The following is a 13,193-nucleotide window of genomic DNA, read 5'->3' on the forward strand; positions in this document are numbered from 1 at the left end:
AGTTTTTAATTTTGTTAAATTTTTAATGAAATTGTATTTTAATTGGTTTATTGATTTTGTGTTAAAAAAGAAAAAGCAGCAAAATATTTAATTTCACTGCTTTTAATGATTTTTTTATAATTGAAATATTATGCTTCTTCAGAAGCATCTTTCTGTAGTAAAGTCTTGTAAAGTAATCCAGCTACGACTGCGCCTAGAATTGGTGCGACCCAAAACAGCCAGACCTGAGACAGCGGTTCTCCTCCAACAAAAATAGCTTGAGATAATGATCTTGCCGGATTTACAGAAGTATTGGTGATCGGAATACTGATTAAGTGAATTAAAGTCAATGCTAAACCAATTGCGATACCGCAGAAATTGGTATTGGCACATTTATCTGTGCTTCCTAAAATGATCAATAAAAAGAATAATGTAAGTACAAACTCAGCGATAAAAGCGGCTTGAAGCGAATAACCATCTGGAGAAAAAGCTCCAAATCCGTTTGAGGCGAATGCTCCCGCTTTTGTAGCATCAATTACAAAACCCGCTTTTCCAGAAGCAATGGTATACAAAGTTCCTGCCGCAGCAATTGCTCCAATACATTGAACAACGATGTACGGTATCAAATCTTTGACTGGAAATCGGCCTCCTGCCCATAAACCAAAAGAAACTGCTGGGTTAAAATGCCCTCCAGAAATATGTCCTACAGCATAAGCCATCGTTAAAACGGTTAAACCAAATGCTAATGCAACACCTGCAAATCCGATTCCAAGCTCAGGATAGCCGGCAGCAAATAATGCACTTCCGCAACCTCCAAATACGAGCCAGTAAGTCCCGAAAAATTCTGCGAATAATTTTTTCATAATGAAATAATTTTAATGGTTAATGTTAGTATGTGTATTGATATGCCCAATAAATCAAAACTAATTGTAGGGGCAAACGTACAAATAAAATCCATTTTGGTAAATTAAAACTTGCCTTTTTTTCTTGAAGCATATAGATATTTGAAGGAAAAATAGCAACTAATAGTGCAATTATTCCCCATGCTGCAATGTGAGTTGCAAAAGGAAAAGTTAGAAAAATGCCTAAAATTATTTCGGCAGTACCGCTTAAAATATTTATTAATTTGGGGTTTTTAAATAGAGGAGGAATGATTTTGATATACATTCTGGGATTTCTAAAATGATTAATCCCAGCAACAATATACAACAAAGCCATTAAATACAAATGCCAAGGTAAATTCATGATAGTGAGTTATTTATCACGAAATTATAAAATAAATTAACACTTATTGCATTACAAGGATGCTTTTTTTAATTTAATCTAGAAACTATGATTTTTTTGATTTGAAATTCACATTCATGATAATGATAGCCAGAATAATAAGCACGATTCCGATCCATTGAGTAAGGATTACTTTTTCGTTTAAAAGCACAAAAGCCATCATTACAGAAACAGGTAATTCTAATGCAGACACAATACTACCTAAACCAATTCCCGTTAACGGAAAACCTATATTCATAAGCATTGGAGGAATAATAGTTCCGAACAATGACAATACAATTCCCCATTTTAAGAAAATTTCTAAATTAAATGGTGTTACTTGTGTTGCAAATGCAAAAGAAAAAACAATTACTGCGCCGCCCAATAGCATATAAAGACTTCGTTGTGCTGAAGAAATTTCGGTCGCTACACGATTTGCTGTAAACATTGTTGTTGTGAATGAGGCAGCAGCTAAAATACCCCAAACCAAACCGCGCCAGTCTAGTTTAATGTCATTATTAATAATATTAGTTGCCAAAACAGTTCCGAAAAGAACAATAAATACAGCAATTACCTTTTGTTTTGAAGGAAGTTTTTTTTCTAAGATCATTTCTAATAAAACACCCATCCAAACAGTCTGCATCAATAAAACAATTCCGATAGAAACCGGTATGTATTTTACAGCTAAATAGTAAAACAAACTCGTCATTCCTAAAGAAGTTCCAGCAAGCATTAAACTAAAAATGTTCTTAGGAGTAGCTTTTACGGCAGTATTCTTGTTTTTTATTTTTTGAAAAAGATTAATAAGCAGAATACCCATAATTCCATAAATAAATTGTGATGTCGTAACTTCTGCGGTTGTATATCCTTCAGAGTAAGCTATTTTGACAAAAGTAGCCAGCATTCCGTAAGTAGTTGCACCTAAAGCTACCAGAAATACACCTTTTAATACATTGTTTTGCGACGTCATAATTTGTTTATTTTAAAAAATTCAAGCCGGCAAAGGTAAGTTATTTTATTTAAGATTTGATCTAAAATAAATACAAACCTTGGTTTATTAGTAATAGAGAAGGTTTTAAATGCTGAATTTTAAGGATTTGATAAAAAAAGAAAAACCATCAAAATGAAATTTTGATGGTTTTATTGTAAAGAAAATAGCTCTTAATTATTTATTCGGTTGATTTTGATACGTTTCGATTTCAAAAATCAAAGTTGCATTTGGTGGAATTACGCCGCCAGCACCTTTTTCTCCGTATGCAAGATTAGATGGTAAAAAGAAAATTGCTTTTTCACCGTCTGTCATCATATCTAAGGCTTCAAGAAAACCAGGAATCATACCATCTTTTTTACCAACTGTAAACGGGAAAGCTTTGTAACCGCCTTGCGCATCTCTGTTTGCATCATATTTTCCGTATGTTTTTGCTATCTCTGCCATACTGCTGTCAAAAAGGGTTCCGTCTTCAAAATATCCAGCGTAGTGAAAATAAATTGTAGAACCTTCTGCACCTTTTATACCAGTACCTTTTTTAGTAATTACATATTTTAAATTTGAAGCTGTAGCTGTTGCTTTTGCTTTTGTTGCAGCAAAGTAAGCAGCTTTTGCAGTAACTACTTTTTTAGCTTCTTCTTTTTTGGCTGCTTCTTTTTTTACATCATCGCTTAAAACTTTTAAAGCATCAAATTTCTTTGCAGCAGCGCCTTTGCGGGTAATTACGATTTTTGTCATTACATCGTCCTGAACAATCTTATTAACGTTGTCCATTCCTGAAACTACATGACCAAAAATAGTATGTTTTCCGTTTAACCACGGAGTATCTTTATGAGTAATAAAAAACTGGCTTCCGTTTGTTGCCGGACCAGAATTGGCCATTGCTAAAACACCGCCTTTTTCAAATTTTAAATCATCTACGAATTCATCTTTAAAAGAATATCCTGGACCTCCAGTACCGTTTCCGTCCGGATCCCCACCCTGAATCATAAAATCATTAATAACTCTGTGGAATTTTAATCCGTTATAAAATGGTTTTCCCTTAAGTGACGCTTTTACATTAGGATTTGTACCTTCTGCTAAACTGATAAAGTTCGCTACCGTTACGGGAGCTTTAACGTATTCTAGAGAAACAACTATATCTCCTTTTGTGGTAGAAATTGTTGCAAAAATACCATCGTTCGGGTCTGTGCTTACAGCAGGTTTTGCCGCTGTAGTTTTTGCTGCAGGTTTAGCCGCAGGTTTTTTTGTCTGTGCCTGAATATTTACTACTGCCAAGCAGAATAAAAAAAGAAATTTAAACTTCATTGCGATTTAAATTTAAGTCTGTGATTAATCTTGTAATTATGGTTTTTCTAATAATTGAATTTCGAAAATAATATTAGCATTTGGCGGGATTACTCCTCCAGCGCCAGTTGCTCCGTATGCTAAATGAGAAGGGATAAAAAGAATTGCTTTATCTCCAAAAGAAAGCTGTTCGATTCCTTCAATAAAACCAGGAATCAATCCGTCTTTTTTACCAGCAGTAAAAGGAATTGGAGAATATGCTTTCGCATCTGCTCGCTGCTGATCAAATTTTCCGAACTGTCTTGCTACATCTTCTAAACTTGTATCAAACAAAGTTCCGTCTTCTAAAAATCCAGCATAGTGAATATATACTTGTGTTCCTGCCGCAGGTTTTTTGCCTCCGCCTTTTTGTGTAACAACAAACTCTAAACCACTTGTAGTTTTAGTAGCTTTTGCTTTTTCTGCAGCATAATAAGCTACTTTTTCTTTTTGAACAACAGCATATTTGCTTTGTTCTTTAGCAATTTCAGCAAAATAATCATGGAATACTTTTACTGCATCAAACTTTTTAGCAGCTTCACCATTTCTGATAATGTTTACAGAAACAATATTATCTCCCTGAATTACTTTGTTTACTACTTCTTGCGTTTTTGCATCAACGACATGACCAAAAATAGTATGTTTCCCTTCTAACCAAGGTGTTTCAACATGAGTAATAAAAAATTGGCTGCTGTTTGTTCCAGGTCCATTATTTGCCATTGCTAAAACTCCAGCTTTGTCAAATTTTAAATCTGAGAATTCATCTTTAAATTTATAACCTGTATCTCCAGAACCTGTTCCAAGCGGATCTCCAGTTTGAATCATGAAATTCTCGATAACTCTATGAAATTTTAAACCATTAAAGAAAGGTTTGTTTTTAAGATTTTCGTGTGTTACGAATTCGTTTTTACCTTCGGCTAAAGTCACAAAATTGGCAACTGTAATAGGTGCTTTTTTATAATCCAGCTCAACAATAATATGTCCTTTGTTTGTTTCTATATCGGCATATAAACCATCTGGCAGATTACTGTGTTCATCTTTACAAGAATAAAACGAGCTGATGGCAATTAATAATAATAAAATAATCTTTTTCATTTTAAGATGTTTTTTATGGAGTTAATGTGTCTTTTTTAGTTGTAGAAACTGGTTTCGCGGCAGCTGGTTTTGGTGTTGCTGGCTTAGGTGCTGTCGTCGAATTCTGTCCTGGTGCAGTATTTGCCGGAGCAGCAGTTTGTCCTGCTGGATCTGGTACAAAATTTCGAAGTGTAACAGTACAAATCAAAGATTGATTAGGACCAATTTTTTTATTGTCGCCATGATAACCGTAAGCGATATGAGAAGGAAATAAGAAAGTAACGGTTTCGTTTTTATGCATTCTTTTAATTCCGTCACGAAGTCCCATCATGATATCTTGCTTGTCAACATAGTAGGTCTGTGGTCCAAGATCGGCTTCAGAATAAATTATATTTCCTGAGATATCTTTAACTTCTAAGTTGTAATAAGCAATATCTCCCCTTCTAGGCGCGGCAGTTTCGGCAGTATTTTTTTCTTCGTAACAAAACCAATATCCTTTTGGAGTGGCATAATATTTTACCTTCGGATTGTTCTTGATGATTTTTTTGATAACCTCTTCTTCGTTTGCGACTAACTTTTTGTTACGATCGGCCGATTTTTTCATGAAGGTTCCCGACGTTCTTTTTATTGGCTGTCTTGCTTCTTCATGATGCTTGCAGCTAACCAATAAAACGGTAAAAAGAAGCATGGATATGCTAAGTTTTAAATTGTTTTTCATGGGATTATATTTTTAGTGTGGTTACTAAATCTTCAAATTTTTTCACTGTTTCTTCCATTGTGGCTTCAGATCTACCGCCGGCTGCGTTACTGTGACCGCCTCCATTAAAATGATCTCTAGCAAATTGATTAACATCAAAACCGCCTTGAGAACGGAACGAAATTTTAATAATTCCTTCGTCTTTGTTTTCAATAAATATAGCTGTAAAAAATATTCCTTTTATACTTAAACCATAATTTACAATTCCTTCTGTATCGCCTTTTTCGTAATTAAAAGAATCTAACTCTTCTTGTGTTAACGTCATATAAGACGTTTTATGCTCTTCAAAAATTTTCATGTTTTGTAAAGCACGCCCTAAAAGCTGTAATCTGCTGAAAGAACTATTGTCGAATAATAGGACCGGAATTTCGGTATTTTCTACACCTAAATCAATTAATTCGCCGATAATTCGGTGTGTATTTCCTGTTGTTCCTGGAAAACGAAACGAACCCGAATCGGTTAAAATTCCAGTGTAAATACAAGTTGCAATGGTTTTGTCAATATCTGTCCTCTTGCCTAAAAAGTCGATAAAGTTGTAAACCATTTCGCAGGTTGAACCAAAAGAAGTGTCAGAATACGTATAAGCTGCATAATCATCCGGCTTTTGGTGATGGTCGATCATGATAAACGGAGCCGTAAGTTTGGCTAATGTATGTTCCATTTCGCCTGTGCGATGAAAAGCATTAAAGTCGAGCGTAAATATTAATTCAGCTTCTTCTAACAGTTTCGTACAGTTTTGAGTATCTTTTTCGAATATTTTTACAGTTTCAGATCCAGGAAGCCAAGCTAAAAAATTAGGAAAATCATTAGGCGCAATGACAGTTGCCTGATGGTTATTTTTAATTAAAAAATGGTATAAGCCTAATGTAGAACCCATAGCATCTCCATCTGGTCCTCTGTGGGGAATGATGACAATTTTTTTTGGGGCAGCGAGTAATAACTGAATCGCTTGAATGTCTTGTATTTTCATAGTGTGCGAATTTACATTTTTTTAATGTAATGCTGAAAATAATTTTTGGATTCAGTATTTAGTGAACAGTCTTCTGTTTTTTTCGTCTTCAGTATTTGATTTTACTCAAATTTTGGAATTTTGAATTTCTTAGATTGGATTTGTTTTGAAAATTTTATTATAAATTTTGAAGTTCTTTTTTGTGTAATTTCTGATAAAGTTTGTATTTCGGCCCTTTTACAATCTGTGATTTGTATATTCCGACAGAACCAGATGAAAAATAGGCAATTATGCAGGCAATCGCAATAAAAATTCCTGATGTTATTCCGAATAATTCCATTCCCATAAGCGTGCAGGCAATAGGAGTGTGTGTCGCGCCTGAGAAAACAGCAACAAAACCAAGTCCTGCCAAAAATGCAACTGGAAGTGGAATTATTGTTGACAATGCGCTTCCTAATGTTGCTCCGACAAAAAATAGGGGAGTTACTTCACCTCCTTTAAAACCAGCGCCTAACGTGAATCCTGTAAAAAGAATTTTTAGAAGAAAATCATACCATTCGCTTTGATTAGAAAATGAATCAACAATGACAGGAACTCCTAAACCATAGAATTTAGTTAAATTTAGAAAAATGAAAGCTCCGGCTAAAACAATACCGCCGATAAAAGGACGTAAAGGAGGATATGTGATGTTCGAAAAAAGATGTCCCCAAAAATGAGTACTTCGCGAAAAAAGTAAAGCGGCAAAACCGAACAAAATACTAGCAATTGCCACATAAGAAATAGTTTGAATACTAATTTCGGGCACAAAAGGAATACTGTAATGTGTGTGTGTTACATTCCAAATTTCGACTGTAAAATATGCCGCATAAGCAGTTAGGAAAGAAAGGATAATGCTTTTAAAATTGATTTTACTAAAAAATAAAACTTCTAATGCAAAAACAGCACCTGCCAAAGGTGTTCCGAAAACAGAAGCAAATCCGGCACTAATTCCAAGAATGATTAAGATTTTGCGTTCTGAATTATCGAGATTAAAGATTTTGGTAAATTGATCGGCAATTGCACCCCCCATTTGTACGGCAGTTCCTTCTCGACCAGCAGAACCTCCAAATAAATGCGTAATCAAAGTACCGAAAAGCACCAAAGGCGCCATTTTAAACGGAATCACTTTCTTTGGATTTTCGTATTCTTCAAGAAGCAGATTATTACCTTTTACAACAGATTCTCCCCAGTAATAATAACTCAAACCAACTAATAATCCGCCGAAAGGCAAAAGCCAGATTATCCAATTATTATGAAGTCTGATTTGTGTAACCCATTCTAAAGAAACTAAGAAAAATGCGGAAGCAGATCCTGATAAAATGCCGATTATAGCACAAATAAAAATCCATTTCGGAATATCAAGAAGTAATTGTTTCGGATTTTGCAAGGCATTAATAAGTAAAAAATTTAGCCACGAATTTCGCCAATTTTCACGAATTAAAGGAAAAAATCATTTTTAATCTTTTATCCCGATAGCTATCGGGAGTGGAAAAAAAATGAAATAGTGCAAATTAGTGAAATTTGTGGCCATAAAAAAATTACTGAACTACAGCAGTAAATTCGATTTCAACCAAGTATTCTGGCGCAACCAGTTTACTGATTTCATAAAAACCAGTAGTTGGTTTTATATCTTTAAAAAATGAAGAATGCGCTCTAGCAACCTCTTCAAAAGTGTCAACATTGGTAGTGAAAATTCGTGTTCTTATAACATCCTTCATGCTTACATTTAAATCTTCCAGCACTTTTTCAACACGCTCCAAAATGTTATACGTTTGTGCATAAGCGTCATCTGCTTTTACTTTTTCGCCGTCAACAATAGCAACAGTTCCAGAAACTTCGACAATATTGCCAATTCTTACTGCACGACAGTATCCCATTTTATCTTCCCACGGAGAACCGCTTAAAATGTTTTCTCTTTTCATTTTTTTTGTTTTTTGAATTTGTCGGTTTTATAGCAAATTCAGGTTAATTAAAGTTGTCGCAATTTAAGAATAATGATTAGGAACAGAAACAGATAAAGCCTGAAATCATATCGAAAATCAAGCTTTTTTGTTAAATTATTTTCATGAAAATTACTCGGTCTGATTCTCTTCATACAAACGAAGTTTGTTTTGAACAGTTTTTAGATTTTGCTGCAAACTTTCTATTTTGTTTAATAAATGAGTAATAGCATCAATTCCTTCTAAGTTGATTTTAAGATCATAATGCATACGAATCATTTTTTCGACAGTAGGAAGTTGTTCTGGCTCTAGAAATTCATCATTTTCTTCTACTATAATCTGTATCAAACCGTAGTTATTAAGCTCGGTTATAAAAGTATTTTCAATTTCGTGATAAATACAAAACTGTTTGATCTGGATTAAATTTTTATTTTTCATGATTTCTAAGTTTTGCCAGTTTTTCAAATAATTCTTTCTCTTTTTCAGACAAATTGGTTGGAAGTTTTATAGTATACGTTATGTATAAATCACCAAACTGATTCTCTTTTTTGTAAACGGGAAAACCTTTTCCTTTTAATTTGACTTTAGTTCCCGGCTGTGTTTCGGGTGCAACTTTGATTTTTACTTTTCCGTCAAAAGTAGTAATATACGTTTCGCCTCCCAGTATTGCAGTGTACAAATCCAGCGGTGCATCGGCATACAAATTATTTCCTTCTCGCTTAAAATCAGAATTGTTAGCAATAGTAAAAGTAATATACAAATCGCCGTTCGGACCGCCGTTTGCGCCGGGCGCGCCGTGATTCGGAATTTTAATCACCTGTCCGTTTTCAACTCCGGCCGGAATTGTAATTCTGATGTTTTTTCCGTTTACCGTTAAGTTTTGTTTGTGGGTTGTATATGCTCCTGCAAGATCCAATTGCAATTCTGCATTAAAATCCTGTCCTCTATATTTTGACTGCGTTCGGCTTCTTCCTCCGCCATACATGGAATTGAAAAAATCAGAAAAATCGCTTCCAGAGAAATCACCTCCAAAACCAGAGAAATCGCCGCCGGAATACTGAGAACTGCTCTGTTGTCTGCTTTGCTGTTGATTCGGATCGTAACCCGCTTTTTCAAATTCGTCTGCATGTTTCCAGTCTTTTCCGTATTTATCGTATTTTTTTCGATTTTCTGGATTACTTAAAACTTCGTTCGCTTCATTGATTTCCTTAAACTTTTTTTCTGCCTCTTTATCATTCGGATTCAGATCGGGATGGTATTTTCTTGCCAGCTTTCGATATGCTTTTTTGATGTCTGCTTCGGTTGCAGATTTTGTAACATCTAATACTTTGTAATAATCAATATAATCCATTTTATGATGATTTTTAAATCGTAAAATAAAGTATTGAAGTTAAGAATAATCTGCTAATTTTCAAAATGATATTAATCGCTTTGTCGAATTTCAAATTAAAAACCTGAGATTTATTTTTCGCTGAAAAACTATATTTTGGCAGGTTTTTTGATTCCAAAAATTACCATAATTTAATGTTATAAAACTCATAAAGCTGTTCGGCGTAATGAAATTATAGTATTTTTGTGATACTTGATAATTGAGCCTAATAATTAGTTATAAAAGCCGATCCAATAATCCTTATTTTAATGAAGCAGATTTTATTTTTCATAGTATTACTTACAGCAATGTCAGTTTCCGCGCAAGAGATAGGCGGAAAATACAAACCTATTCCTGCTCCAAAGTTTGGTGTAAAACCTAAAAAAACACCAATTCCAGAAGTCAAAGATCCACAAGCAGAAAATTTGGATATTCCGAGTATAAAAACACCAAATGTATTTGAAAATAAGAGCATAACTCCAAAGTCTCAATTACAAATTGGAGAAGAGAAGAGTAAATTCACCATGTCTACCGAAACCGATTTTGCCAATCCAGGCGATCGTTATGTTGATAAAATGGAGAAGGATTTGGATAGAGATTTAAAAGATGCTGGTTTAAAAGAAGGTAGAGGGCCTCTGGTTAGGAAAAATTTAGAGTTTGGCAATATTTACACAAGCTCAGCATATTTTATTATAAAGTGTCGCGATGCTGGAGCGATTGATGGAGATTTGATTAAAGCGGTTTTTAATGATTATGTTGTAGTGGAGAAAATGTTGCTACAAGCTGGTAACCAGCAATTCAAAATAACTTTTAAAGAAGGTTTTAATACATTAGCTATTGAAGCACTTAATATTGGTACGTTAGGAGGAAATACGGGAGGATTTGAAATTTTTGATGCTGAAGGGAATCATATTTTGTCTGATTATTGGAATAACTTGGATACAGGATTTAAAGCAAAATTTGTAATCATAAAAGAAAATAAACTTCTTACAAAGCCCAAAAAGTAATTTTAAGAAAATAAAAATAACAAAGGTTCAAAGGCATAAGTTTCATACTTAACCTTTGAACCTTTGTCACTTTGAGCCTTTGTACCTCAGATTAAAACGGATCCGCAGTAACCTTAAACTTCATATCAGCTTTTACAGTAACATCTTTAGTCAAAGTTTCTTTTAAAGTTACTTTAGTTCTAATTTTATAACTATTCGCTTTAATATATTCATCCAGTTTTTTATCCGTACAAATCAAATCAATAGAGTTTGAAGTTGAATTGATATTGTCTTGATAAGCCAATTCGATTTCATTAGAATCTGTGGTAGAAATATACAAATGAATTGATTTTAAAAACGTAAAAGTTTTATCAGAAGGATCAGAAATAGACAATTTTAGCGATCTGATTTTCACATCTTTTACCAGACTAGCCTTTGTTTTGTTATTTTCAAATTCAGAAGAAGAATTTGTAGTTACTTCAGGTGTAATAATCTCTGCAGGAAGATTGATTGGTGATGTACTTTTAATTTTGATCGAAGCATTATTCGAAATAGTAAAAGACAACAGATCATCAACAGCATCGCATGAAGTTAAAAACAGCGACAAAAACATCGTAAGGGCAATTAATTTTGATTTCATAGTTTTTTAATAGTTGCAAAGTTACAAAGGTTCAAATGTACAGAGTGAAAAATGAAACTTAGACTTTTAGGGTTAATTTAAATTTGTTTTCTCTAATTACGAAGTTTTCCAGAAAATGGTTTTTGTTTTTTAGGTACAAAGTTGCAAAGGCTCAAAGTGACAAAGTTTTTAAAACCTTTGAACCTTTGTAACTCAGTACCTTTGTGCCTAAAAATCGGAAATAGAAAAAAAATATTTTTTTTCTATTTCCGATTTTTCATTTTAAAATATAAAAAGTACTTTTGCGCATGCAACACAACGTACTTATTTTAGATTTCGGATCGCAATATACTCAGCTTATTGCGCGTAGAGTTCGCGAATTAAATATATTCTGCGAAATTTTTCCTTACAATCACATTCCAAGTGATTTATCAAGTTATAAAGCCGTAATTTTAGGAGGAAGCCCTTTCTCTGTTCGTGGAGAAGACGCACCGCATCCTGATTTATCGCAAATCAGAGGTAAAATGCCTTTACTTGCTGTTTGTTACGGAGCACAATATTTAGCACACTTTAGCGGTGGAGAAGTTGCTGCTTCAAACACAAGAGAATACGGTAGAGCAAATTTATCTTATATTAAAGAAGGTGAAACTTTCTTTGATGGAGTTTCAGAAAACAGCCAAGTTTGGATGTCTCACAGTGACAGTATCAAAGCTTTGCCAACAAATGCTGTAAAATTAGCAAGTACACATGATGTAGAATATGCAGCTTACAAAATTGAAGGCGAAACTACTTATGCAATCCAATACCATCCAGAAGTTTACCATTCAACAGACGGAAAAAAGATGTTGGAGAATTTCTTAGTAAAAATTGCAGAAGTTCCTCAAAACTTTACTCCAAATGCTTTCGTTGACGAAATGGTAGCAGAATTAAAAGAAAAACTAGGAAACGATAAAGTAGTCCTTGGTCTTTCTGGAGGAGTAGATTCTACTGTAGCAGCAGTTTTATTAAACAAAGCAATCGGACAAAATTTATATTGCATCTTCGTTAATAACGGACTTTTACGTAAAAACGAGTTCCAAAATGTATTAGATCAGTACAAAGGAATGGGATTAAACGTAAAGGGTGTAGATGCTGGAGATCGTTTCCTTGGCGAATTAGCTGGAATCAGTGATCCTGAAACAAAACGTAAAACTATCGGGCGTGTATTTATCGAAGTTTTTGATGATGAATCGCACCTTTTAGAAGACGTAAAATGGTTGGCACAAGGAACTATTTATCCAGACGTAATTGAGTCTGTTTCTGTAAAAGGACCTTCTGCTACAATTAAATCACACCATAACGTTGGTGGATTGCCAGATTATATGAAATTAAAAATTGTAGAACCGCTTAGAATGCTTTTCAAAGACGAAGTAAGACGAGTTGGGGCTACTTTAGGAATAGATCCAGAATTGTTAGGAAGACATCCTTTCCCGGGACCAGGATTATCAATCAGGATTTTAGGAGACATTACGCCGGAGAAAGTTCAGATTTTACAAGACGTAGATTCTGTTTTCATCGAAGGATTAAAATCTTGGGGATTATACGATAAAGTTTGGCAGGCTGGAGCAATTTTGCTTCCTGTAAACAGTGTTGGTGTAATGGGTGACGAGCGTACGTACGAAAAAGTGGTAGCGCTTAGAGCCGTAGAATCTACAGACGGTATGACTGCTGACTGGGTTCACTTACCATATGATTTCTTGATGAAAGTTTCTAATGATATCATCAATAAAGTAAAAGGGGTAAATCGTGTAGTTTACGATATTAGTTCAAAACCACCAGCAACAATTGAGTGGGAATAATTTTAATTATCCTTTGAAATATACCAAAAATGCCCATATTTTTATGGGCATTTTTTTGTTTATGAA

The 13,193-nt window shown here is 34.1% G+C and carries 14 protein-coding genes; 2 read left to right on the top strand and 12 right to left on the bottom strand.

Translation table 11 applies throughout. The features are described from left to right. Nucleotides 1-128 precede the first annotated feature (128 nt). From aqpZ to ACFSC2_RS19255, 11 genes are all read right to left on the bottom strand, one after another. Nucleotides 129-842 (bottom strand): aquaporin Z, encoded by a 714-nt coding sequence (gene aqpZ, locus ACFSC2_RS19205; protein ID WP_379813940.1) that lies wholly within the window; start codon nt 840-842, stop codon nt 129-131. A gap of 25 nt (nt 843-867) precedes the next feature. After that, nucleotides 868-1,224, bottom strand: a complete 357-nt coding sequence (locus ACFSC2_RS19210; RefSeq protein WP_379813938.1) for a DoxX family protein — start codon at nt 1,222-1,224, stop codon at nt 868-870. Nucleotides 1,225-1,309: 85 nt separating this feature from the next. Then, a complete protein-coding gene (locus tag ACFSC2_RS19215; RefSeq protein WP_379813937.1) occupies nt 1,310-2,212 on the bottom strand; it encodes an EamA family transporter in 903 nt (300 codons plus the stop codon). 195 nt (nt 2,213-2,407) lie between these two features. Continuing rightward, on the bottom strand, nt 2,408-3,538 hold the full coding sequence (locus tag ACFSC2_RS19220; RefSeq protein WP_379813936.1) for a peptidylprolyl isomerase: 1,131 nt from the start codon (nt 3,536-3,538) through the stop codon (nt 2,408-2,410). Between the two features lie 36 nt (nt 3,539-3,574). Beyond that, nucleotides 3,575-4,651 carry a peptidylprolyl isomerase gene (locus ACFSC2_RS19225; RefSeq protein ID WP_379813935.1) on the bottom strand — a complete coding sequence of 359 codons (1,077 nt, stop codon included), beginning with the start codon at nt 4,649-4,651 and terminating at the stop codon, nt 3,575-3,577. 13 nt (nt 4,652-4,664) lie between these two features. Then, nucleotides 4,665-5,348 (bottom strand): gliding motility-associated peptidyl-prolyl isomerase GldI, encoded by a 684-nt coding sequence (gldI, locus tag ACFSC2_RS19230; protein WP_379813934.1) that lies wholly within the window; start codon nt 5,346-5,348, stop codon nt 4,665-4,667. Between the two features lie 4 nt (nt 5,349-5,352). After that, nucleotides 5,353-6,357 carry a DHH family phosphoesterase gene (locus tag ACFSC2_RS19235; RefSeq protein ID WP_379813932.1) on the bottom strand — a complete coding sequence of 335 codons (1,005 nt, stop codon included), beginning with the start codon at nt 6,355-6,357 and terminating at the stop codon, nt 5,353-5,355. Nucleotides 6,358-6,514: 157 nt separating this feature from the next. After that, nucleotides 6,515-7,762 (bottom strand): voltage-gated chloride channel family protein, encoded by a 1,248-nt coding sequence (locus tag ACFSC2_RS19240; RefSeq protein ID WP_379813931.1) that lies wholly within the window; start codon nt 7,760-7,762, stop codon nt 6,515-6,517. A gap of 151 nt (nt 7,763-7,913) precedes the next feature. Then, nucleotides 7,914-8,297, bottom strand: coding sequence for a RidA family protein (locus tag ACFSC2_RS19245; RefSeq protein WP_379813930.1), 384 nt, complete (start codon nt 8,295-8,297; stop codon nt 7,914-7,916). Between the two features lie 150 nt (nt 8,298-8,447). Then, nucleotides 8,448-8,753 carry a chaperone modulator CbpM gene (locus ACFSC2_RS19250; RefSeq protein ID WP_379813929.1) on the bottom strand — a complete coding sequence of 102 codons (306 nt, stop codon included), beginning with the start codon at nt 8,751-8,753 and terminating at the stop codon, nt 8,448-8,450. After that, a complete protein-coding gene (locus ACFSC2_RS19255) occupies nt 8,743-9,666 on the bottom strand; it encodes a DnaJ C-terminal domain-containing protein (protein WP_379813927.1) in 924 nt (307 codons plus the stop codon). Before ACFSC2_RS19255 ends, ACFSC2_RS19250 begins: the two co-directional genes overlap by 11 nt. Nucleotides 9,667-9,953: 287 nt before the next feature. Between ACFSC2_RS19255 and ACFSC2_RS19260 the strand changes: the two genes are divergently transcribed. After that, entirely contained in the window at nt 9,954-10,691 is a 738-nt protein-coding gene (locus ACFSC2_RS19260) for a hypothetical protein (protein ID WP_379813926.1), read from the top strand. A gap of 91 nt (nt 10,692-10,782) precedes the next feature. Here ACFSC2_RS19260 and ACFSC2_RS19265 read toward each other — a convergent pair whose 3' ends face one another. Then, complete coding sequence (locus ACFSC2_RS19265; protein WP_379813925.1) at nt 10,783-11,310, bottom strand: hypothetical protein; 528 nt, start codon at nt 11,308-11,310, stop codon at nt 10,783-10,785. 287 nt (nt 11,311-11,597) lie between these two features. Here ACFSC2_RS19265 and guaA point away from each other — a divergent pair, with 287 nt between their 5' ends. Further along, nucleotides 11,598-13,127, top strand: a complete 1,530-nt coding sequence (gene guaA / locus ACFSC2_RS19270; RefSeq protein WP_179007369.1) for a glutamine-hydrolyzing GMP synthase — start codon at nt 11,598-11,600, stop codon at nt 13,125-13,127. Nucleotides 13,128-13,193: the final 66 nt, after the last annotated feature.

It is taken from the genome of Flavobacterium artemisiae (genome assembly GCF_042678225.1).
GTDB classification, from domain to species: Bacteria; Bacteroidota; Bacteroidia; order Flavobacteriales; family Flavobacteriaceae; genus Flavobacterium; species Flavobacterium artemisiae.

Excerpts from the sequence above, each read along its gene's own strand:
- aqpZ (WP_379813940.1), bottom strand. The coding sequence starts at position 842 with ATGAAAAAATTATTCGCAGAATTTTTCGGGACTTACTGGCTCGTATTT.
- ACFSC2_RS19210 (WP_379813938.1), bottom strand. The coding sequence starts at position 1,224 with ATGAATTTACCTTGGCATTTGTATTTAATGGCTTTGTTGTATATTGTT.
- ACFSC2_RS19215 (WP_379813937.1), bottom strand. The coding sequence starts at position 2,212 with ATGACGTCGCAAAACAATGTATTAAAAGGTGTATTTCTGGTAGCTTTA.
- ACFSC2_RS19220 (WP_379813936.1), bottom strand. The coding sequence starts at position 3,538 with ATGAAGTTTAAATTTCTTTTTTTATTCTGCTTGGCAGTAGTAAATATT.
- ACFSC2_RS19225 (WP_379813935.1), bottom strand. The coding sequence starts at position 4,651 with ATGAAAAAGATTATTTTATTATTATTAATTGCCATCAGCTCGTTTTAT.
- gldI (WP_379813934.1), bottom strand. The coding sequence starts at position 5,348 with ATGAAAAACAATTTAAAACTTAGCATATCCATGCTTCTTTTTACCGTT.
- ACFSC2_RS19235 (WP_379813932.1), bottom strand. The coding sequence starts at position 6,357 with ATGAAAATACAAGACATTCAAGCGATTCAGTTATTACTCGCTGCCCCA.
- ACFSC2_RS19245 (WP_379813930.1), bottom strand. The coding sequence starts at position 8,297 with ATGAAAAGAGAAAACATTTTAAGCGGTTCTCCGTGGGAAGATAAAATG.
- ACFSC2_RS19250 (WP_379813929.1), bottom strand. The coding sequence starts at position 8,753 with ATGAAAAATAAAAATTTAATCCAGATCAAACAGTTTTGTATTTATCAC.
- ACFSC2_RS19255 (WP_379813927.1), bottom strand. The coding sequence starts at position 9,666 with ATGGATTATATTGATTATTACAAAGTATTAGATGTTACAAAATCTGCA.
- ACFSC2_RS19260 (WP_379813926.1), top strand. The coding sequence starts at position 9,954 with ATGAAGCAGATTTTATTTTTCATAGTATTACTTACAGCAATGTCAGTT.
- ACFSC2_RS19265 (WP_379813925.1), bottom strand. The coding sequence starts at position 11,310 with ATGAAATCAAAATTAATTGCCCTTACGATGTTTTTGTCGCTGTTTTTA.
- guaA (WP_179007369.1), top strand. The coding sequence starts at position 11,598 with ATGCAACACAACGTACTTATTTTAGATTTCGGATCGCAATATACTCAG.